Source organism: Curtobacterium aurantiacum, from assembly GCF_018598555.1.
Lineage (GTDB): Bacteria > Actinomycetota > Actinomycetes > Actinomycetales > Microbacteriaceae > Curtobacterium > Curtobacterium aurantiacum.
Map to the genome: position 1 here is coordinate 144733 of NZ_JAHEWN010000007.1, position 20329 is coordinate 165061.

Consider the following 20329-nt stretch of genomic DNA (forward strand, 5'->3'; position numbering starts at 1 on the left):
CAACGTGTCCAAGCGCATCGAGGTCGACGGCCTCAACGTCTACTACTCGAAGTTCAAGGCGGTCGAGGGTGTCGACATCACCATCGAGCCCCGCACCGTCACGGCCTTCATCGGCCCGTCCGGCTGCGGCAAGTCCACCTTCCTCCGCACCCTGAACCGCATGCACGAGGTCATCCCCGGCGCATGGGTCGAGGGCTCGGTCAAGATCGACGGCGACGACCTGTACGGCGCCGGCGTCGACCCCGTGCTCGTCCGTCGTCAGGTCGGCATGGTCTTCCAGCGCCCGAACCCGTTCCCCACGATGTCGATCAAGGACAACGTGCTCGCCGGCGTGAAGCTCAACAACAAGCGCGTCTCCCGCTCCGAGGCCGACGACATCGTCGAGCGTTCGCTGCAGGGCGCGAACCTGTGGAACGAGGTCAAGGACCGCCTCGACAAGCCCGGCATGGGCCTGTCCGGCGGCCAGCAGCAGCGTCTCTGCATCGCCCGCGCGATCGCGGTCGAGCCGGACGTGCTGCTGATGGACGAGCCCTGCTCGGCCCTCGACCCGATCTCGACCCTCGCCATCGAGGACCTGATCGAGGAGCTCAAGAAGGAGTTCACGATCGTGATCGTGACCCACAACATGCAGCAGGCCTCGCGCGTCAGCGACAAGACGGCGTTCTTCAACATCGCCGGTACCGGTGCGCCGGGCAAGCTCATCGAGTTCGACGACACCGCGACGATCTTCTCGAACCCGTCCGTGCAGGCGACCGAGGACTACGTCTCGGGTCGCTTCGGTTGATCGGCATCCGTCCGTCGCGCTGACGGACGGCCTGGAGGCCCGGTGCACGTCCGCCACGGACGCGCACCGGGCCTTCGTGGTTGCGTGGGACCGCCCTGGTGCGGACTCAGAACGACGAAGCCGCTGTCGTGTGACAGCGGCTTCGTCGTTCTGCGTCGGTGGCGATCCAGCAGGACCGCCGAGGCGTCAGGCCGTGGTGGTGGGGACCGCCATGATCGGCGAGGTGGTGGGCTGCTCGGAACCGCCCTCGGGCTCGACCGTCATGCCGATCGTCGCGCCCTCGGACATCGCGCCCTCGAGCACGGCGGAGTGCACACCGTCGGCCGCACCGTCGACCAGGCCGGCCGACTTGATGGTGCCGCCCTGCTCCTCGGAGCCGATGTACCAGAGTTCGTACGTCTTGCCCTTCGGCGCCTGCTCGACACCGTCGAGGATCACCGCGGACTTGCCGAGGTCGTTCGACCACACGACCGTCGCGGAACCGCCGCCCTCGACCTTGGTCGTCGTGCGCTGGAAGTCCGAGGCGGCGTAGATGCGGTCGAGGCCGCTCGAGGCCTGCGTCGTGCCGGTGCCGGAGCCGTTCGGGTCGAAGATCGATCCGACGCCGAGTCCGCCGAAGAAGACCGCGGCGACGGCAGCTGCGGCCGTCAGCATGACCGCCGGACGCTGGAACCAGCGGCGGCGAGCCTCGGACGATGCCCGGCCACCGGCGGTGGGGCCGTCGGCGATCGAGGCGACGTGCCTGGCGGGCTCGGGGCGGGCCTCCTGGACGGAGGTGGTCTCGGCGACCGGGGTCTGGTCGACCGTCCTGTCGGCGAGGGGCGCAGCCTGCGGCATGGTCGCGATCTGGGCCAGCAGCGACGCCTTGAGCGACGCGGGGGGCTCGATCGGTGCGACGGCGTAGGCGAGCTGCAGCGCGGTCTCGCGCAGGGAGTCGTTCTCGGCCTGCAGCTCGGGGGACGTCCGGAGGGCGTCCTCGAGGAGCGCGCGCTCGTCGTCGGACAGCGCGTCGAGTGCGTGGGATCCCGTCATCAGTGCGGGGTCGTCGTGGCGTTCGGTCATGAGGTCACCCCCATCTCGTCTCGGAGTCGGATCATCCCGTCACGGAGACGGGTCTTGACGGTGCCGATGGGGACACCGAGGTGTTCGGCCATCTCGCTGTGCGAGTAGCCGCCGTAGTACGCGAGCTGCACGGCCTGCCGCTGGAACTCGGTGAGCTTCGCCAGCGCTCGGCCGACGCGCTCGTGTTCGATGCGGATCTCGACGGACTCGGAGACCTGGTCGAAACCAGCCTCGAGGTCGCGGATGCCGATCTTGGTGTCGCGGTCGTGCGAGGACTGCGAGGCCCGGACCCGGTCGACCGCTCGGCGGTGGGCCATGGTGAGGACCCAGCTGGCGGCGGTACCGCGCTTCCGGTCGAAGCGGGTGGCCTGCTGCCAGACCTCCAGGAAGACCTCCTGCGTGACCTCTTCCGACTGCGCGCGGTCCCGGAGGAGCCGCGTGATCAGACCGAGGACCCGGCCGGACAGTGCGTCGTAGAGGTCCGCGAAGGCGGCTTGGTCACCGGAGGCGACCCGGGCGAGGAGGTCGTCCGGCGATGCCTGAGCTGGCTCTGACGAGCTCCAGCGTTCGGTGTCGCTATCCACGAGGGCAAGCATTGCAGGTTTCCCTCCTCTCGGTTGCTTTCGTTGACCAGGCGGATAGCACGAAGCCTCCGCATGGGCGGTCGAGACGAGGGGCCGGCGTGACCCACAGGGAATTGACCGGCGGTGCCGGTCCGGGTCACGCCGGGCCTCTCGCTTCGTGACGGGCATTCCGTCCGTCACGCAGATGATTCGGCGCGGTCCCCGCTGTGGATTGGGCGCGGATCGGGATTTCTCGGCGGGATGGGCGCGGCGGGCGCCTGCTGGCGGGCTCGCGACGCGCCGTCCGCCGGGTCCGCGCCGGCACGCTCGCTGGCACGCCCGGGGCCGGTTCTGTCCACCATGAGTGAACAGGGTCGAGTGATCAGCCGACGTCTCGTAGACTTGACCTCGCCGGGCCGCAGCAAGCCCCGGGCTCCAAAATTCGCCGCTTCGAGCGGCCTCGCGCCGAGAGGCGCTTCTGCGGCCCGGTCTTTTCATGCCCGGACGCGATCGCGTCCCGGTCCTCCGCTGCGGAAGTCGGCCTGGAGGCGCGGTGCGGGTCCGCCCCGCCGCCCGCTCAGTCCAGGCTGTCGCGACGCCAGAGCGCCGCCGCCTCGGTCAGGTCGGCCGCGAGTTCCGTCAGGCGGAGCGCCCGCGTCGTCAGCTCGCTCGCGCGCTCGGACGCGACCAGGTCGGACTCGTCCGCCACGGCGGTCGCACCGGCGGCGGTCAGCCGGCAGAACGACGCCCCGCGGTCGAGCGCCACCGCGAGGTCACCCGTGTAGAGGCCGTGCAGGATCCGGTCGGCGAGCGTCAGGATCTCCGCAGGGCCCGTCGGTTCCTCGGCACCCGCGACGGCCTGGTCGATCGTACCGATCTGCGCGGTGCCCCGTTCGAACAGGTACGCGATCTCCTCCGGGTTCTGCCGGATCACGATGCGCACCAGGTACACCCGCCAGAGCGCCCCGGGCAGGGTGTGCGCCCCGACCCGTGCCCACAGCTCCGCGATGGCGTCGATGCCGTGCACGTCCGTGTAGGTGACGAGCCGCTCGACCACGGCGGGGTCCGGGTCCTCGCGCACCCGGTGCAGTAGGGCGTTCGCGGTCTCGTGCGCGACACGGTTCACCAGCGCCGGGTCCTCACCGCCCTGGATGGCGGCGAACTCGGCGTCGGTGAAGTGGACGGGACGGTGGTGATCGCGAGGCACCGCAGCAGTGTAGGCGCGGCCGGTGACACGCCCGCGGTCCGTTCGCCCAGAACGCAACGGCTGCGCCACGCGTACCGTGTTGCGGCAGGGAGGCGCTCCTCCCTGCACGTGAAGGAGAGGATCTTCCATGAACGCCCTGCTCATCATCCTGGCTGTGATCGCAGTCATCCTGCTGTTCGTCGGCGGGTTCGCCGCGAGCCTGAAGTTCCTGCTCTGGGTGGGCATCGTGCTGCTGGTCATCGCGGTCATCGCGTGGCTGTTGCGCTCGCTCACCGGACGCCGGGGCTGACCCGTCCGCAAGGTTCTGTCCCAGAGGCCCTCACCCGCTAGCCTTGCGGGTGAGGGCCTCTAGCTCAGTTGGTAGAGCACCGGACTTTTAATCCGAGGGTCGTGGGTTCGAGCCCCACGGGGCCCACACCTTCCTGAACACCGGCTTTTCATCCGAGGGTCGTGGGTTCGAGCCCCACGGGGCCCACACCTTCCCGAACCGGGAACGCCAGCCTCCCAGTCTCGCGTCGCTCTCTTGTCTAGAATGCGACGGATGGGCCGACGATCGCAGCGCGAGCGGCCGGGCACCCCCACCGGCCCGGCGACGATGCGCCGACGCCGCCGCAGGCTCGTCCCGGCACTCGCCCTCGGCGCGATGGCCCTCGGGGTCTCCGGGCTGCTGCTGATCCTGCCGACCGTGTCGAGCGCCTGCCAGCCCGTGTCCTCGTCGACCTCCGCCTCGGCCGTCGCGGCCCCCGGGGTCTCGGCCGACCGGGTCGCCGCAGCGATCGAGCCCGGGGCGCGCGTCCTGATCGTCGGCGACTCGTACACCTCCGGTCGGGGCTCGGCCAGCGGCGTCCGCGGATGGGCTCAGGACCTCAGCGAGGACCGCGGGTGGACGGCAAAGATCGACGGCTACCCGGGCACCGGCTACGTCGACACGGGCCGGACCGGTTCGTCGCACTACACGTACGGTCCCCGCATCGAGCGGCACGCGTCGTTCGACCCCCAGCTCGTCATCGTGCAGGGCAGCCAGAACGACTGGCTCGTCGACGCGGACACCCTCCGCGCCACGGTGGAGCGGACCCTCCGGACGGCGCAGCAGACCTGGCCGGACGCGGTCGTCGTCGCGCTCGGCCCCTCCGCCCCGCTCCCGTGGGCGAACTCGACCGTCGGTGTCGCCGCGTCGGTCTCCGCCGGTGCGGCCTCGGCCGGTGTCCCCTACATCGACGCCCTCGCCGGCCGGTGGTTCACGAGGACCAACAGCCCGGGGTACTCCGCGGTGGACGGCGGGCACCCGAACGACGCCGGGTACCAGTACCTGGCGGACCGCGTCAGCGAGTCCCTCGACGTCCTCGCCGCACCCGCCGGCAGCACCCGGTGCGTCTGAGGGACACCGCCCGGTCCTGAACGGGGTACAACCCCTCCCCAGCGGGCTCATGGCAGATCCCCTGCCCACCACAGTCCATCCTCAGCGGACTGTTGGGATGCCGCCGATAGTGTCGTTCCCGGATCCGATCACCGGATCCTGCAGCACCGCACCACCACGAACGAACGGGGTACACCGTGATCGAGCCCATCGAAGCCACGCAGACCAGCACCACCGGTGACGCGCGCCGCATCGTCGAGCTCGCAGCAGCGACCAACACGACGATGAGCAACGAGCTCCTGCTCGACACGCTCCGCCGCAACGCCCAGGTCACGACCCGCCACATCCGCAAGGACTTCATCGAGGTCGCGACGGCCACCGCCGTGCTCGGCTACGTCTGCCGGCAGCGCAAGGACTTCATCGCACTCCGCGGGGACGACCCGGCGTGGGCGCAGGAGGTCGGCCGGTACGCGACCGAGTCCCTCGCCGTCGAAGCGCTCCGCATGCGCCGCGGCTGACGCTCCCGGCGTCCCACACGAACGCAGAAGGCCCCGCCGGACACCCGGCGGGGCCTTCCTCGTGTCAGCGGTGGCGCCGACCGGGGTCGTCAGGACCAGACGCGACGGATCCCCCACGAACCGGTCCAGGTCTCGTCCGGCTCGAGCCAGCGCAGACCCTCGCCCGAGTTCAGGGCGTTCGCGGGTGCCGTCATGGGTTCGACCGCGACGGCGAGACCCTTGCCGTCCGCGCGCGGGTACTCGCGTGAGGTGAAGACCTGCACGTAGGGGAACGAGGCGTCCTGCCAGAGCTCGACCCCGTCGCCCTCGGGCCCGTGCATCGTGGTGCGGCGGACCCCGTCCTCGTCCGGGGTGACGTCCTTGTACGCGGTGTCGAGGTCGGAGTCACCGGCACGTCGCCCCTGCCGCAGGTCGTACGGCGTGCCCTCGACCGGCACCGACCCGTTCGGCACCTTCTGCTCGTCGACCGTGAACGCGGTCGCGGCGTCGAGCGTGACGACGAGGTCCTCGGCGGGGGTGTCACCGGCACGCAGGTACGGGTGGGCGCCGACCGCGAAGGGTGCACGGACGCCGGAGCGGTTCGTGATCTCGTGCGTCACGCGGATGCCGTCGTCGACGAGTTCGTGCGTCACGCGGGTCTCGAGGGTGAACGGCCAGCCGTGCTGCGGGTGGATCGTCGCTTCTTGCTGGATCGAGGTCGCGGTCTGCGACACCACTCGGTACGGCGCGAACCGGAGCAGGCCGTGCGAGGCGTTGCCGTACTTCGGCTCCGAGATGTCGAGCTGCTGGCGCGTGCCGTCGAGCTCCCACGCGCCGCCGGCGACGCGGTTCGGCCAGGGTGCCAGGACGATGCCGTTCGCGCCGGGCGGCTGCTCCGTCACGGGGAACGGCTCGGTGATGTCGAAGCCGGCGACGCGGAGTTCGCGGATGCCCGCGGCCACCTCGGTGACCACGGCTTCGACGACCCCGTCGGGTCCGGCGTGGTGGAGGCGGTACTGGCCACCCGTGGGTGCTGCGGTCATGGGGTGTTCTTCCTTCCGGCTGGTTCGGTGCGGTGCTCGCCGTCGGCGACGATCACCTCGGCCCCGGCCGCCCGGATCGTGGCGACCGCGGCGGCGTCGGCCTCGGCGGTGACGACGACGTCGATGTCCTCGAGCGCGCGGACGACCCCGATGTGGGCCCGGCCGAACTTCGACCCGTCCGCGACCACGACCGTACGCCGGGCCGTCCCTGCGAGCATCCGCTTCGCCTCGGTCTCGGGCAGGTTCACGTTCGTCAGGCCGTGGTCGACGTCGAGACCGGTGCCGCCGAGGAACACGAGGTCCGCGGCGATCATGGGCAGGACGGCACCGTTGAACGGGGCGACGAGCGAGTGCTGGAGGGGCCGGAGCGTACCGCCGGTGACGATCACGGTGAAGCGCGGGACGGCCCGCTCGAGCGTGAGGGCCGTGGTGAGGGAGTTCGTGACGACGGTCACGCCGGTGAGCTCGGTCCGGGCGACGAGGGCCTCGGCGACGGCAGCCGGGGTCGTGCCGACGTCGAGCACGACGCACTCCCCCGACCGCACCAGCGCCGCCGCGGCGCGGCCGATGGCGGCCTTGGCCACCTGGTGCTCGACGGCGGTCTCCTCGAAGGGGCGCTCGGTGGACCCGGCCCCGAGGCGGACCGCACCCCCGTGCACCCGGCGGATCCGGGCCTCCTGGTCGAGGACGGCGAGGTCCTGGCGGACCGTCACCTCGCTGGTGCCGAGCGACGCTGCCAACGCGGCGGTCCGGACCATGCCGGGGGCACCCTCGACGATCGTGACGATGCGGTCCTGGCGCAGGGGTGCCGGGAGTGCGCCGGCGAGGAAGGAGAGGTCGGCGTCCGTCATGTGCTCAGTTTCGCTTGCTTCCGACGTCTTTCGCAACGCTTCGGATGGGCGCTAGGCTGTTCCGGTGATCACCAAGCGCGTGACGAAGCTCGCGGACGGCCGCGACCTCATCTACTTCGACGACGCCGACTCGACGCTGCCGGCGGAACGCAGCATCGACCAGCGCGTGCTCGACCCGCGGCCGGAGACGGCGCGCATGCGGCAGGACGTCCTGACCGGCGAGTGGGTGTCGATCGCTGCATCCCGGCAGAACCGGGTGTTCCTGCCGCCGGCCGACCAGGACCCGCTCGCGCCGCAGAGTGCGGCGAACCCCTCGGAGATCCCGAGCCGCTACGACGTCGCGGTGTTCGAGAACCGGTCGCCGTCGTTCGGCCCGTTGCTCGAAGCCGATGACGCACCCGAATCGCTCGAGTCCCTGAGCGACGTCGGCCTGAACCGCGAACTCCGCTCCGTGGGCCGGTGCGAGGTCGTGTGCTTCTCGCCCGAGACCTCCGGGTCCTTCGCCTCCATCTCCGAGTCGCGCGCCCGCACGGTGGTCGAGGCATGGGCCGACCGAACCGCCGCACTCTCCGCGATGCCGGGCATCCAGCAGGTGTTCCCCTTCGAGAACCGGGGCGAGGCGATCGGCGTCACGCTGCACCACCCGCACGGGCAGATCTACTCGTACCCGTACATCACGCCGCGCACCCAGCGCCTGCTCGCGAGCATCGAGCGGTTCGGGCCGGACCTGTTCGAGCAGCACCTCGCGAACGAGCGCGGTTCCGAGCGGGTCGTCCTCGCCGGCGAGCACTTCACCGCCTTCGTCCCGTTCGCCGCGCGCTGGCCCATCGAGATCCACATGCTGCCGCACCGCCACGTCCCCGACTTCGCCGGCCTGACCGACGCCGAGAAGGACGAGTTGGCACACATGCACCTCCGGCTCACCCGCGGGCTCGACGCGCTCTACGGCGACCCGACCCCGTACATCGCCGCGTGGCACCAGGCTCCGGTGCACACCGCCCGCGACACCGTGCGGCTGATGCTGCAGATCACCTCGCCGCGACGTGCGGCGGACAAGTTGAAGTTCCTGGCCGGCAGCGAAGCCGCCATGGGCGCCTGGATCGGTGACCTCGTTCCCGAGAAGGCGGCCGAGTTCATCCGACAGGGAGTCGAGCGCGCATGACGTTCCAGCAGGTCTACGGGTACGAGCCGACGGTGCGGTACTCCGCCCCGGGTCGCGTCAACCTGATCGGTGAGCACACCGACTACAACGACGGCTACGTGCTGCCCTTCGCGATCGACCGTCGCACCACCGCGTCCATCGCGCAGCGCGACGACCGCACGATCCGCGTGGCCTCGGCCTTCGACGAGTCGGGCAGCCCGGTGGCGCTGTCCCTCGACGAGCTCACGCCCGACGCGATGGACGGTTGGTCGGCGTACGTCTTCGGCATCGCGTGGGCCCTGCGCGAGCAGGCCGGGGCCGATCTGACCGGCAAGACCGGGTTCGACGTCTTCATCGAGTCCGACGTGCCCGTCGGCGCCGGCCTGTCGTCCAGTGCCGCGATCGAGTGCGGTGTCGCCCTGGCGTTCAACGACCTGTGGGGCCTCGGCCTCGACCGGAAGACCCTGGCGCGCGTCGGGCAGTACTCCGAGAACCACGCCGTCGGTGCCCCCACCGGCATCATGGACCAGTCCGCCTCGCTGCTCGGCGAGCAGGACGCCGTCGTGTTCCTCGACTGCCGCACGCTCGACACCGCCGTCGTCGACCTGGCGCTCGAGGCGAACGGGCTCGAGGTGCTGGTGATCGACACCCGTGTCGAGCACGCCCACGCGACCGGCGGGTACGCGGCTCGTCGGGCCTCGTGCGAGAAGGGTGCGCAGGTGCTCGGCGTCGAGGCCCTGCGTGACGTCAGCGTCGAGGATCTGCCCCGTGCGCAGGAACTCCTCGACGACGAGACCTTCCGTCGTGTGCGGCACATCGTGACCGAGGACCAGCGCGTCCTCGACACCGTCCGCACGCTGCGCGAACAGGGCCCCCGGGCGATCGGTTCGCTGCTCGTCGCGTCGCACGAGTCGATGCGCGACGACTTCGAGATCTCGGTGCCGGAGCTCGACCTGGCCGTCGCGACCGCCGTCGAGCACGGTGCCGTCGGTGCCCGCATGACCGGTGGCGGGTTCGGCGGTGCGGCGATCGCGCTGGTCGACCAGGAATCGCGGCGTGCGATCACCGCCGCGGTCACCGCTGCCTTCGCCGAGGCCGGCTACCGCGAGCCGAACGTGTTCACGGTGCACGCCGCGCAGGGCGCCCGGCGCGACTGACGGGTTCGACTGACGGGTGCGGCGCGGGGGCGTGGTCGCCCGGCCGCTCGGCCGCTCGGCCGCCCGACGTTTCGCGCTCAGCGACAGGCCACGCGGCGATCAGCCCGTGGACTGTCGCTCAGCGCGAAAGAACGGCCGCGCCCGCCGGCTCAGCCGAGGGAGTCCGCGTACCGCACGTGCTCCACGACGTTCCCGAGCACGAACGGATGCGTCCGCCCGTGCTCCACGGCCCACTCCACCCACGCGGTCTGCGCCGGCATGAGCAGCCATACCAGGGCGGTCGTCCCGAGCACGGCGGCCAGGGTCAGCCCCATCACGGTGTGCTCGTCGAAGCGGGCTGCACCACGGCGGGCGATCGCGACGACGAACCCGATGACCGCGAACCCCACCGTCGCGAGCGTCCACACGGACCAGGGGCTCGACGTGAACGTGTACTCCTGGCCAGCGTGCACGAAGGTCGTCGACCAGCTCGAACCCGGCGCCTGGAACAGCACGCAGATCGCCACGATGACGATCAGCCACCGGGCGTCCTTGGTCAGTTGCGACGGCTCGGGCCGGGGTTGCATCACCGGCGTCGTCTGCAGTCGTTCGTCCCCCATGCCGCGACCGTAGCACCGGCGGAGTGCACTTCGTGAGCAGCAATGGTCGGGTGCGATGCCGCCACCCGACCATTGCTGCACACCATCGGCACGCGAGCGACCACCCGCGAGCGCCACGTGAGCGACCGCCGCCGCGCACGCCCGCGGGCTACGACAGCTGGCGTTCCGCGGCCTCGACGACGTTCTTCATGAGCATCGCGCGGGTCATCGGCCCGACGCCACCGGGGGTCGGCGACAGGAAGCCCGCGACCGATGCGACCGCGGGGTCGACGTCGCCGTGCAGCTTGGCCTTGCCGGTCTCCTCCTTGACCACGCGGGTGATCCCCACGTCGATGACGGCCGCACCGGGCTGCACCCAGTCCGGCTTGACCAACCCGGCGACCCCGGCCGCGGCGACGATGATGTCGGCACGACGGCACTCCGCGGCGACGTCGGCCGTCAGCGAGTGCGTCAGGGTCGCAGTGGCCTCGAGCCGCGTGAGCAGCAGGCCGAGCGGCCGGCCGACGGTCAGCCCCTGGCCGATGATCGTGACGTGCGAACCCCGGATCGGGATCTCGTACGCGTCGAGCATCGCGACGATGCCCCGCGGAGTGCAGGGCAGCGGTGCGTCGATCGTGCCGGCACCACCGGGCACGGCGAGCACGAGCTCGCCGAGGTTCGTCGGGTGCAGACCGTCGGCGTCCTTCGCCGGGTCCATCAGCTCGAGCATCGGCGTCGGGTCGATGCCCTGCGGCAGCGGCAGCTGCACGATGAACGCGGTGACCCGGGGGTCGTCGTTCATCTGCAGGATCGCGGCACGGATGTCTGCAGCGGACGCGGTCTCGGGCAGGTCGATGCGGTGCGAGTCGAGCCCGATCGACGCCGAGTCGCGGTGCTTGCCGGCGACGTACGACATCGAGCCCGGGTTCGAGCCGACCATGATCGTGCCGAGACCCGGACGGATACCGTGCTCGTGCAGGCGGTCGATCCGGCCCCGGAGCTCATCGAGGGTCCGGGCGGCGAGGGCGGTACCGTCGATGCGGACGGCACTGCCCTCACCGGCCCAGAGCTCGCGCGGGAGCGCCGCGCTGACCGAACCGCTCACGCGTAGAGCGGGAACGCGTCGGTCAGGACCTTCACCCGGGCCGAGAGCGCTGCGACGTCCGGGTTCGGCATGAGGGTCAGCGCGATGATGTCGGCCACCTCGGTGAACTCGGCGTCGCCGAAGCCGCGGGTCGCCAGCGCCGAGGTGCCGATGCGGACACCCGAGGTGACCATCGGCGGGCGCGGGTCGAACGGCACGGAGTTGCGGTTCACGGTGATGCCGACCTCGTGCAGCAGGTCTTCGGCCTGCTTGCCGTCGACCTCGGACGTGCGCAGATCGACGAGCACCAGGTGCACGTCGGTGCCGCCGGTGAGCACGTCGATGCCCGCGGCCTTGGCGTCGTCGGCGGTCAGACGGGCGGCGAGCGCCTGGGCACCGCGGATGGTGCGCTCCTGACGGTCCTTGAACTCGGGGGTGCCGGCGAGCAGGAACGCGGTGGCCTTGGCGGCGATCACGTGCATGAGCGGGCCGCCCTGCTGGCCCGGGAAGACCGCGGAGTTCAGCTTCTTGAACAGGGTCTCGTCGTTCGACAGGATGATGCCCGAGCGGGGGCCGCCCAGGGTCTTGTGGACCGTCGACGACACGACGTGCGCGTGCGGCACCGGGGACGGGTGCAGACCAGCGGCGACGAGGCCGGCGAAGTGCGCCATGTCGACCCAGAGCTTGGCGCCGACCTCGTCCGCGATCTCGCGGAACTTCGCGAAGTCGAGCTGGCGCGGGTAGGCGGACCAACCGGCGATCAGGACCTTCGGCTGGTGCTCGATGGCCTTGGCGCGGATGTCCTCGTAGTCGACCTCGAACGTCTCGGGGTCGACGCCGTACGCCACGGCGTTGTAGATGCGGCCGGAGAAGTTGAGCTTCATGCCGTGGGTCAGGTGACCGCCGTGGGCGAGCTCGAGGCCGAGGATCGTGTCGCCGGCCGAGGCGATGGCGTGCAGGACGGCCGCGTTCGCCGTCGCGCCGGAGTGCGGCTGCACGTTGGCGTACTCGGCACCGAAGAGGGCCTTGGCGCGGTCGATCGCCAGCTGCTCGGCGACGTCGACGTACTCGCAGCCGCCGTAGTAGCGCTTGCCCGGGTAGCCCTCGGCGTACTTGTTGGTGAGCACGGAGCCCTGGGACTCGAGCACGGCACGCGGCACGAAGTTCTCGGACGCGATCATCTCGAGGGTGTCGCGCTGGCGGCCGAGCTCCTGCTGCAGGACGGCGGCGATCTCGGGGTCGACCTCGGTGAGCGGGGCGTTGAACGCGGCGCGGGCGGCGGCCTGCTCGGCCACCTCGTCCGAATCGGAGACGAACGGGGGCAGATCGGCAATGGACACGGGACTCCTACGGTGTGCGGACGACCAGCTGGTCGCACTCGGACGGTCGGTCGGTGCAGCCCAGGCGTACGGCCGCGCACCGTGTCTTTGTCGCTCCCTGATGGTGACCCATCCAACGCCAGTCGCGACGTGACGATCGTACCGAGCGACCCCGCCCTGTGTCACCCTGGATGCATGACGCTGCTCTCGCCCGACGTGGACGAACGGACCACCACGGACGAACGGACCAGTGCGCGGGCGGACACTCCGTGGGTCACCGTGGTGTGGGACGACCCGGTGAACCTGATGTCCTACGTCACCTACGTGTTCCAGCAGCACTTCGGGTTCTCGCGCGAGCACGCCGAGCGGCTCATGCACCAGGTGAACGACGACGGTCGGGCGATCGTGGCGTCGGGACCGCGTGAATCGATGGAGGCCCACGTGCAGTCCATGCACGGCTACGGCCTGCAGGCGACCGTCGACAAGGCCCCCGAAGCGTGATCCCGTTCGTCCGCCGCGCCGACGGCGTGCACCTCGGCCTGTCCTCCGGCGAGCGCGACCTGCTCACGTCCCTCACCGAGCAGCTGCGCCAGGTCCTCGACGGCGACCTGTCCGCCGACCCGGTCACCGAGCGGATGTTCCCCGACGCCTACCCCGGTGACGACGATGCGAGCGCGGAGTTCCGGAAGTACACGAAGTCGGACCTCCTCACGCAGAAGACCACGAACGCGGGCATCGTCCACGACTGGTTGACGGGTGCCCGCGACGGTTCGCTGGACGTCGAGGACGAGCAGGCGTGGCTCCGCACCCTCACGGACCTCCGGCTGACCATCGCCGACCGGCTCGGCATCGAGGACGCCGACGACGAGGAGCGCTCGGTCGAGGCCGACGCGGGCGTCGGCCTGCGCGACGTCTACGACTGGCTCGGCTACGTGCAGGAACACCTGGTCGTCACGCTCACGTCGCGCTGACGGTCCACGGCCTGGAGGCCCGGATCGCCTCCGGCGCGACGGGTCACCCCAGCAGGTCGTCGCGGTGGGCTCGCGCCCAGTCGGTCAGGCTCCGCGGTGCGGTGCCGGTGATGCGCTGCACGTCGTCGCTCATCACGTCGACGCCGTCGAGTCCGCGGCGGACGACCCGACCGAACTGCTGCCGGAGTCCCTCGGCCTGCCAGGCGGGCACCCCGCTCAGGCGCAGCACACCGGCGTAGACGCGGCTCGGCAGGTGCAGGGCGCGCACGGGTCGCCCGAGCCCTGCGGTGAGCGCGGCGGCGACACCCCGCGCGTCGAGCAGGTCCGGTCCGGTGAGCACCGGTTCGGTGCTGTCGTGGCCGTCCTCGGTGAGCACCCGCGCGGCCGTCCGGGCGATGTCCTCGCTGTCGATCCAGCCGATCACCCCGCGGCCCGTGGTGTGCGGGAACCATCCCCGACGGATCGCCTGCGCCGAGGGCTGCACGTTCGTCATGAACGACGACGGGTGGAGGATCGTCCACGCCAGGCCGCTCGCGCGCACCAGCCGGTCGGTGTGCCAGGCGGCGCTCGCCCACGACATGGGGGAGTGCTCGGCGGCGTCCCCACCCGACAGCTGCACGATCCGGGCGACCCCGGCCCGCTGTGCCGCGCGGACACCGGCGGCCCCCTGCTCCCGCTGCCGCTGGCTGACCGGCGTCACGAGGAAGAACCGGTCGACCCCCTCGAGCGCCGCGGTGAGGGCGTCCTCGTCGCCGAGGTCGGCCAGGCGGCCGTCGATGCCCCGCGCCCGGAGCGCGTCGACCTGCTCGGGTCGTCGGACCACGGCTCGCACCGTCACCCCTGCCGCCCGCAACAGCTCCGCCGTCTTGCCGCCGACGTCCCCGGTCACGCCCGTGACCGCCACGATCTCACCCATGTCTGCTCCTCCTCCAGGTCGCCCACCCGGTATCAGTTTCCTGATACCAGACCGTACGCCGGTACGATCGCCCCGTGCCCCAGGAACTCCCAGCCCCGCGTGACGACGTCGACGGCATCGTGGCGTGGACCGTGATCCGGGCGGCGCGGACGCTCTCCCGACGTCTCGCGGTCGAGCTGGCGCCGCTCGGGTTGACGCCCGTCGAGTTCGGGGCGCTCATCCAGCTCGCGGCGGCGGGCGAACTCAGTCAGGCCGACCTGGCCCGGGCGGTGGGCGTCCGGCCGCAGAGCATGACGACGCTCGTCGGCGGGCTCGCGACGCGGGGACTCGTGGAGCGGGGCGCTGCGCCGGGGCGCGGACGGGCCTCCAGGCTGCGGCTGACCGCCCAGGGCGAGGCGCTGCTCGCGCGCGCCCACCCGATCGTCCGGGCGAGCAACGCGTGGTTCGGGGACGGTGCCGAACCGATCACGGCGACCCTGCTCCCGCTGCTCGGCCCGGACGCCGGCGACGACGACGCCGCCGTGCCCTGAACCGGACCCCTACGAAACACCTCGCAACCCACGCTCCGGTACCGTCGAGGGCATGGCGCACGGCGGCGGGTTCAACAGCGACACGAGAGCAGGGGCGATCTGGAACGTGGTGATCTGCGGCATCATCTGCATCGCCGCACCGATCACGGCGATCGTGAACGCCCACCGCGGGGCGGAGTACGTCGGCTTCGGCATCGCCGTGACCGTGCTGGCGCTCGGGATGGAGGCGTACTTCATCCGTCGGCTCCTGGCCCACCGCCGCTGACCCGCACCCCGTGCCCGGTACCCTGATCCGGTGACCGACCCGACCCCCACGCACTGGACCCTGACGCTCGTCTGCGACGACCAGCCCGGGATCGTGCACGCCGTCTCCGGAGCGATCGTCGCCGCCCAGGGCAACATCACCGAGTCGCAGCAGTTCTCCAGCGCCGACACGAACACCTTCTTCATGCGCCTGCAGGTGATGGCGCCCGTGGACCGCGCCGCGTTCGAAGCCGCGCTCGCCCCCGTCGTCGCCCGCTACGACGCCCGCGTCCAGCTCGACGTCGTCGGTCGCCCGATGCGCACCCTCGTGCTCGTGTCGAAGGCCGGCCACTGCCTCAACGACCTGCTCTACCGGCAGCGCGGCGGACAGCTCCCGATCGAGGTCCCCCTCGTGCTGTCGAACCACGCGGACCTGTCCGAGCTCGCCGCGTTCTACTCCGTGCCCTTCGAGCACCGTCCGGTCACCGACGCCGAGTCGAAGGAGCAGATGGAGCGGCGGGTGCTGCAGGCGGTGGAGGAGCACGACGTCGAGCTCGTCGTCCTCGCCCGCTACATGCAGATCCTGTCGCCCGAGCTCTGCGCGGCGCTCGAGGGACGCGCAGTCAACATCCACCACTCGTTCCTGCCCGGCTTCAAGGGCGCGAACCCGTACCGGCAGGCGCACGCCCGCGGGGTGAAGCTCATCGGTGCCACCGCGCACTTCGTGACGAGCGACCTCGACGAGGGCCCGATCATCGAGCAGAACGTCGTCCGCGTCGACCACACCAAGGAACCGGCCGAGCTGGTGTCCATCGGGCAGGACGAGGAGTCCCGCACGCTCACCCAGGCGGTGCGCTGGATCGCGGAGGACCGCGTCCTGCTCGACGGCGCCCGCACCATCATCTTCAAGTAGGCAGCACCATGACCAACGCCCCGCAGTCCCCCGTCGACTGGGAATCGGTCCCCGACCCGGCGGCCGTCCGGCAGCCGCGGCGATTCGCGGCCTGGAAGGTGCTGCGGGCCGCCGTGATGGTGTTCGGGCTGCTGTCCCTGGCCTTCTGGGGCTACTGGTCGTGGCAGGTGCCGTTCCCCGCCGTCCTGTTCATGATCGGCGCCCCGCTGTTCGCCGCGGTCGTCTGGTACTTCTTCCGGTCGCCGCGCTCCCCCATCGAGACGGACATCGTCGGCAAGACCATCGTCGAGGTCGCCCTGGTCGTCGCCGCGGGTGGGAGCTGGATCTCCATCGGCTTCCCGGTCGTGGGTCTCGTCTTCATCGTGATCGCCGCCCTGAGCGGCGTGATCGCGTTCCGCAAGGAGACCGCATGACCGCCACGGGCCTCCAGACCGGCCGGGAGGCCCAGCGCACGCTGGTCCGCGCCGCCCGCGTCGTCGACGCGTCCGGCACCACGGCCGACGGCTGGGTCCTGGTCGCCGGCGACACGATCCACGCGACCGGCTCCGGCCCCGAGGCCCCTGTGGCCGACCGGGTCGTCGACCTGGGCGACGCGGTCCTGACACCCGGCTTCGTGGACCTGCACGGGCACGGTGGAGCAACCGAGGCCTACGAGGACGACTCGTTCGACCGTTCGCTCGCGATGCACCGTTCGCACGGCACGACCCGCTCCGTCCTGTCGCTCGTCGCGAACCCGGTCCCCGCCCTCGCGGCGTCCTTGGCACACGTCCGGGCCGTGATGGCGACCGACCCGCTCGTGCTGGGGGTGCACCTGGAGGGACCGTTCCTGTCCCCGCACAACAAGGGTGCCCACAACGAGTCGTTCCTGATCGATCCGGCTCCCGCCGCGGTCGACGCCCTGCTCGAAGCGGGCGAAGGCGCCATCCGCCAGGTCACGATCGCGCCCGAGCTGCCGGGAGCCCTCGACGCCGTCCGCCGGTTCGTCGACGCCGGGGTCACCGTGGCCGTCGGCCACACCGTCGGCACGTACGACCAGGCCCGGGCCGCGTTCGACGCCGGGGCGACGATCCTGACCCACGCGTGCAACGCGATGCCGGGGCTGCACCACCGCGCACCGGGGCCGATCGGCGCCGCCGTGGCGGACGACCGGGTGACGCTCGAGCTCATCCTGGACGGCGTGCACGTGCACCCCGTCGTGGCGGACACGCTCTTCCGGGCGACGCCGGGTCGTGTGGCGCTGATCACCGACGCGATGGGTGCCGCCGGCGCTGCCGACGGGTCGTACCGGCTCGGGTCGCTCGACGTCACGGTGACCGACGGGGTCGCGCACGTCGCCGGCACCGACACCATCGCGGGGTCGACGCTGACACAGGACGTGGCGCTGCGGAACGCGGTCTCGCTCGCCGGGCGGTCCCTGCCCGAGGCGGTGGCGGCGCTGACGAGCGTGCCGGCCGGAGCGCTCGGGCTCGGCGACCGCCTGGGTCGGCTCGCGCCGGGGTTCGCCGCGGACCTCGTGGCGCTGTCACCCTCGCTCGAGGTCGAACGCGTGTGGGGCGGCGGGCGCGAGCTGCGCTGACGCGCACAGCGTGTGTTCAGCGGTCGATCGGTCGCCCCCGCTCGCCGCTCGCCCAGCCGGTGTCCGCAGAGTCCCCGACCCGCAGCGACAGCGTGCCGCCCCGTGTCACGAACGACGCCGGCACCCACGACTGCTCGAGCGTCCGCCCGTTCAACCGGGCGCCGTGCACGTACGGCTCCGTCCCCGATGACCGGATGACGATCCGCTCCCCGCTCGACCGCCGGATGTCGACCGTGCTGAACGTCGGGCTGCCGATGAGCATGTCTGCCCGCCCGGGTGTCTGCGGGAAGAGTCCGATCGAGGCGAAGACGTACCAGGCACTCATCGTGCCGAGGTCGTCGTTGCCGGGCAGCCCGCCGGGGCCGGTCGAGTAGGCGTCGTCCACCACCTGACGCACGGTCTCCTGCGTCTTCCACGGCTTCCCGAGGGCGTTGTACATCCACGGCGTGTGGATGTCGGGCTCGTTCGTCGGGTCGAACTTCGTGGCGTCGCCGCCCGTGACCGCCCAGTTGCCCGAGGCGTCGTGGAAGAAGGCGTCGAGCCGTGCGACCGCGGCGTCGTCACCGCCGAGCGCGGTCGACAGCCCCCGCACGTCCTGCGGCACGAGCCACGTGTACTGCGCACTGGTGCCCTGCGCGAACCCGGTCCCCGTCGACGGCGACCAGCCCGGCGTCCACGATCCGTCGGCCTGACGAGCAGCTTGGTGTCCGACCGCGGCGTTGAAGGTGTTCTTCCAGTACGTGCCACGCTCCGCGAACATGCGGGCGTCGGAGCGGAGCCCCATCGAGCCGGCCCAGTACCCGAGGGCGCTGTCCGAGATGGAGTTCTCGAGCGTCTCGGCGGCCCCGCCCCAGCAGGAGCAGTCGTCGTTCGCCGCGTACTGCCGCTCCAGGTACTCGTCGAGTGCGGGCCGCTGCGCCAGGCACTGCCCCGGGCACCCGATGTCGCTCTCGGCGTCCGCGTTCTCGACCGTCGCCTGGCGTTTGAGCGAGGCGTAGGCGGCACGGACGTCGAAGTTCCGGACCCCCATGGCGTACCAGGTGGCGAGCGTCGCGGCCGAGGGATCGCCGGTCATCACGTGCGTCGGCGCTCCGAGGTGCAGCCACCGGTCCCACACGCCGCCGTTCTGCTCGGCGAAGCGCAGCATCGACTGCGCCATGTCCCCGGCGACGTCGGGCCGCAGCAGGGCGAGCAGCTGGATCTGCGCACGGTACTGGTCCCACCCGGAGTACGTGCCGTAGACGGCGCGGTGTCCGCGGTCCATCCGGTGCACCCGCAGGTCCGGCCCGAGGTAGCGCCCGTCGCGGTCGTTCAGCGTGTTCGGCTGCATGAGTGCGTGGTAGACGGACGTGTACAGCTGCGTGGTCCGGTCCGCGGTGCCGCCACCGACGCGCAGGCGCGACAGTTCGCGGTTCCAGGAGGCCCGTGTGCCGGCTGCCACGCTGGCGACGGTCGAGCGCTCGGTCACCTCGCCGTCACGGTTGGCGACCGCTCCGGCCGCGCTCACGTACGAGATGCCGATCTTCGCCTGCACCGTCGCTCCGCGACGCGCGTCGAAGCCGACCCACGCGCCGGAGCCGCGTCCGGCGCGGTCGGCGCCGGTCAGGTAGCCCTCCCCACCGGAGGAGGACGTGCCTCCAGGCTGGACCGTGCCGTCCTTCCAGGTGCCGGTGCTCGCGAACGCCGTGTCGAAGGTCGCGGTGAAGTAGAGGCGGTAGTAGCTGCGGCGGTCCGGGTTGGTGGCGCCGCCACCGTTCGCGCGGCGGCTGCAGAAGCCGCCCGTCAGGACGCTGCCGCTGACCGTGCGGGTGCGGGGGTCGACGCGGGTGATCGCGGCCTCGCTGCCGTTGATCGAGTTCGACGTGCGGAACAGCAGGTTCGCGTCCTTGCCGGCCGGGAACGTGAACGCGCCGACGCCGGCGCGTGTGGTGACGGCGAGGTCGGTGCGGACGCCGTTGTCGAGCGTGACGCCGTAGCGGCCGGGGCTCGCGGACTCCTGGTCGTGCGAGTACCCGGCGGCGTAGACGGCGTCCTTCGAGTCGGCCGACGGCGAGGTCGTGACCGGGGTGGTGACCGGCATGATCGGCACGTCCCCGGCGGCACCCGGAGCACACCCGGCCCCGTTCAGGTGCGTCAGGCTGAAGCCGCGCAGCCGGTTCACGTCGTACGAGTACCCGTTCGCGACCGGGGTCGACGTCTGGTCACCCGCGGTCCCGGTGGGGCTCCACTGCATCATCCCGAACGGTGCGGTGGCGCCCGGCCAGGTGTTGCCGTTGTTGCTCGTGCCGATGAACGGGTCGACGTACCGCGCGGGGTCGCTGACGGTCCGGCCGGCCTGCGACGCGGGCGAGGCCACGGCCGGCGCGGCGACGATCCCCGTCCCCAGCAGCGCGGCGATCGTGGCCACCGCGGCGAGCGGCAGCGGACGGACGAGCGGGCGGCGGTGCACGCGAGATCGGTTCACGTTCGCGACGCTAGACCCCTCGGACGGGGGACGCCGCTTTCGTCACCGAGCGCTCTCCCGCTGTTCACGTCGG

23 protein-coding genes, 1 tRNA gene and 1 riboswitch are annotated in these 20329 nt (G+C 71.5%); of the genes, 14 read left to right on the forward strand and 10 right to left on the reverse strand.

Annotated features, from left to right (window positions below):
- The first annotated feature begins 4 nt into the window (after positions 1-4).
- A complete protein-coding gene (gene pstB / locus KK087_RS08515; protein WP_214528772.1) occupies positions 5-784 on the forward strand; it encodes a phosphate ABC transporter ATP-binding protein PstB in 780 nt (259 codons plus the stop codon).
- Positions 785-970: 186 nt separating this feature from the next.
- On the opposite strand, the gene KK087_RS08520 is transcribed toward pstB, so the two are convergent.
- From KK087_RS08520 to KK087_RS08530, 3 genes are all read right to left on the reverse strand, one after another.
- Positions 971-1846 (reverse strand): anti-sigma factor, encoded by an 876-nt coding sequence (locus tag KK087_RS08520; RefSeq protein WP_214564830.1) that lies wholly within the window; start codon positions 1844-1846, stop codon positions 971-973.
- Positions 1843-2442: an ECF RNA polymerase sigma factor SigK gene (sigK, locus tag KK087_RS08525; RefSeq protein ID WP_056071845.1), complete on the reverse strand. Its 600-nt coding sequence runs from the start codon at positions 2440-2442 to the stop codon at positions 1843-1845. Before sigK ends, KK087_RS08520 begins: the two co-directional genes overlap by 4 nt.
- Positions 2443-2986: 544 nt before the next feature.
- On the reverse strand, positions 2987-3616 hold the full coding sequence (locus KK087_RS08530; protein WP_027466634.1) for a hypothetical protein: 630 nt from the start codon (positions 3614-3616) through the stop codon (positions 2987-2989).
- 127 nt (positions 3617-3743) lie between these two features.
- Between KK087_RS08530 and KK087_RS08535 the strand changes: the two genes are divergently transcribed.
- The 4 genes from KK087_RS08535 to KK087_RS08550 all read left to right on the forward strand — a co-directional run bounded on the left by KK087_RS08535 (position 3744) and on the right by KK087_RS08550 (position 5491).
- Positions 3744-3905, forward strand: a complete 162-nt coding sequence (locus KK087_RS08535) for a DUF2207 domain-containing protein (protein WP_138801981.1) — start codon at positions 3744-3746, stop codon at positions 3903-3905.
- Between the two features lie 53 nt (positions 3906-3958).
- Positions 3959-4031: transfer RNA gene (locus tag KK087_RS08540), tRNA-Lys, on the forward strand.
- 126 nt (positions 4032-4157) lie between these two features.
- Positions 4158-4994, forward strand: coding sequence for an SGNH/GDSL hydrolase family protein (locus KK087_RS08545; protein ID WP_214564831.1), 837 nt, complete (start codon positions 4158-4160; stop codon positions 4992-4994).
- A gap of 176 nt (positions 4995-5170) precedes the next feature.
- Positions 5171-5491 (forward strand): hypothetical protein, encoded by a 321-nt coding sequence (locus tag KK087_RS08550; RefSeq protein WP_214528775.1) that lies wholly within the window; start codon positions 5171-5173, stop codon positions 5489-5491.
- An 89-nt stretch (positions 5492-5580) separates the two neighbouring features.
- On the opposite strand, the gene KK087_RS08555 is transcribed toward KK087_RS08550, so the two are convergent.
- Together KK087_RS08555 and KK087_RS08560 are read right to left on the reverse strand one after the other, a co-directional pair.
- The gene (locus KK087_RS08555; protein ID WP_214564832.1) at positions 5581-6513 is read right to left on the reverse strand and encodes an aldose 1-epimerase family protein; all 933 of its coding nucleotides are present in this window, start codon (positions 6511-6513) and stop codon (positions 5581-5583) included.
- A complete protein-coding gene (locus tag KK087_RS08560) occupies positions 6510-7364 on the reverse strand; it encodes a DeoR/GlpR family DNA-binding transcription regulator (RefSeq protein WP_214528777.1) in 855 nt (284 codons plus the stop codon). The genes KK087_RS08555 and KK087_RS08560 overlap by 4 nt, the downstream gene beginning before the upstream one ends.
- A 64-nt stretch (positions 7365-7428) precedes the next feature.
- Here KK087_RS08560 and galT point away from each other — a divergent pair, with 64 nt between their 5' ends.
- Together galT and galK are read left to right on the forward strand one after the other, a co-directional pair.
- A complete protein-coding gene (gene galT, locus KK087_RS08565) occupies positions 7429-8526 on the forward strand; it encodes a galactose-1-phosphate uridylyltransferase (RefSeq protein WP_214543296.1) in 1098 nt (365 codons plus the stop codon).
- Positions 8523-9662 (forward strand): galactokinase, encoded by a 1140-nt coding sequence (gene galK, locus KK087_RS08570; RefSeq protein ID WP_214564833.1) that lies wholly within the window; start codon positions 8523-8525, stop codon positions 9660-9662. Before galT ends, galK begins: the two co-directional genes overlap by 4 nt.
- A 149-nt stretch (positions 9663-9811) precedes the next feature.
- On the opposite strand, the gene KK087_RS08575 is transcribed toward galK, so the two are convergent.
- The 3 genes from KK087_RS08575 to glyA form a co-directional block, all read right to left on the reverse strand.
- Positions 9812-10261, reverse strand: a complete 450-nt coding sequence (locus KK087_RS08575; RefSeq protein ID WP_214564834.1) for a hypothetical protein — start codon at positions 10259-10261, stop codon at positions 9812-9814.
- A 148-nt stretch (positions 10262-10409) separates the two neighbouring features.
- Positions 10410-11345 carry a tetrahydrofolate dehydrogenase/cyclohydrolase catalytic domain-containing protein gene (locus tag KK087_RS08580; RefSeq protein ID WP_214564835.1) on the reverse strand — a complete coding sequence of 312 codons (936 nt, stop codon included), beginning with the start codon at positions 11343-11345 and terminating at the stop codon, positions 10410-10412.
- Positions 11342-12619, reverse strand: coding sequence for a serine hydroxymethyltransferase (gene glyA / locus KK087_RS08585; RefSeq protein WP_214564850.1), 1278 nt, complete (start codon positions 12617-12619; stop codon positions 11342-11344). Before glyA ends, KK087_RS08580 begins: the two co-directional genes overlap by 4 nt.
- Before the next feature lie 96 nt (positions 12620-12715).
- Positions 12716-12800: riboswitch (ZMP/ZTP riboswitch) on the reverse strand.
- Between the two features lie 38 nt (positions 12801-12838).
- Between glyA and clpS the strand changes: the two genes are divergently transcribed.
- Together clpS and KK087_RS08595 are read left to right on the forward strand one after the other, a co-directional pair.
- Complete coding sequence (gene clpS, locus KK087_RS08590) at positions 12839-13144, forward strand: ATP-dependent Clp protease adapter ClpS (RefSeq protein ID WP_214528782.1); 306 nt, start codon at positions 12839-12841, stop codon at positions 13142-13144.
- Positions 13141-13614, forward strand: a complete 474-nt coding sequence (locus KK087_RS08595; protein WP_214564836.1) for a DUF2017 family protein — start codon at positions 13141-13143, stop codon at positions 13612-13614. The genes clpS and KK087_RS08595 overlap by 4 nt, the downstream gene beginning before the upstream one ends.
- Positions 13615-13657: 43 nt before the next feature.
- Here KK087_RS08595 and KK087_RS08600 read toward each other — a convergent pair whose 3' ends face one another.
- Positions 13658-14530 (reverse strand): NAD(P)H-binding protein, encoded by an 873-nt coding sequence (locus tag KK087_RS08600; protein ID WP_214564837.1) that lies wholly within the window; start codon positions 14528-14530, stop codon positions 13658-13660.
- A gap of 74 nt (positions 14531-14604) precedes the next feature.
- Here KK087_RS08600 and KK087_RS08605 point away from each other — a divergent pair, with 74 nt between their 5' ends.
- Genes KK087_RS08605 through nagA form a run of 5 tightly spaced genes read left to right on the forward strand, consistent with a single transcriptional unit; the run spans position 14605 to position 17792 of the window.
- The gene (locus KK087_RS08605) at positions 14605-15060 is read left to right on the forward strand and encodes a MarR family winged helix-turn-helix transcriptional regulator (RefSeq protein ID WP_214528785.1); all 456 of its coding nucleotides are present in this window, start codon (positions 14605-14607) and stop codon (positions 15058-15060) included.
- 52 nt (positions 15061-15112) lie between these two features.
- Positions 15113-15325 carry a hypothetical protein gene (locus tag KK087_RS08610; RefSeq protein ID WP_214564838.1) on the forward strand — a complete coding sequence of 71 codons (213 nt, stop codon included), beginning with the start codon at positions 15113-15115 and terminating at the stop codon, positions 15323-15325.
- Positions 15326-15355: 30 nt separating this feature from the next.
- A complete protein-coding gene (gene purU / locus KK087_RS08615) occupies positions 15356-16216 on the forward strand; it encodes a formyltetrahydrofolate deformylase (RefSeq protein WP_214528786.1) in 861 nt (286 codons plus the stop codon).
- 8 nt (positions 16217-16224) lie between these two features.
- Complete coding sequence (locus KK087_RS08620; RefSeq protein WP_214528787.1) at positions 16225-16629, forward strand: YrdB family protein; 405 nt, start codon at positions 16225-16227, stop codon at positions 16627-16629.
- Complete coding sequence (gene nagA, locus KK087_RS08625; RefSeq protein WP_214564839.1) at positions 16626-17792, forward strand: N-acetylglucosamine-6-phosphate deacetylase; 1167 nt, start codon at positions 16626-16628, stop codon at positions 17790-17792. Before KK087_RS08620 ends, nagA begins: the two co-directional genes overlap by 4 nt.
- A 16-nt stretch (positions 17793-17808) precedes the next feature.
- Here the strand turns inward: nagA and KK087_RS08630 are convergent, their stop codons facing one another.
- Positions 17809-20256, reverse strand: a complete 2448-nt coding sequence (locus KK087_RS08630) for a GH92 family glycosyl hydrolase (RefSeq protein WP_307860008.1) — start codon at positions 20254-20256, stop codon at positions 17809-17811.
- Between the last annotated feature and the right edge of the window lie 73 nt (positions 20257-20329).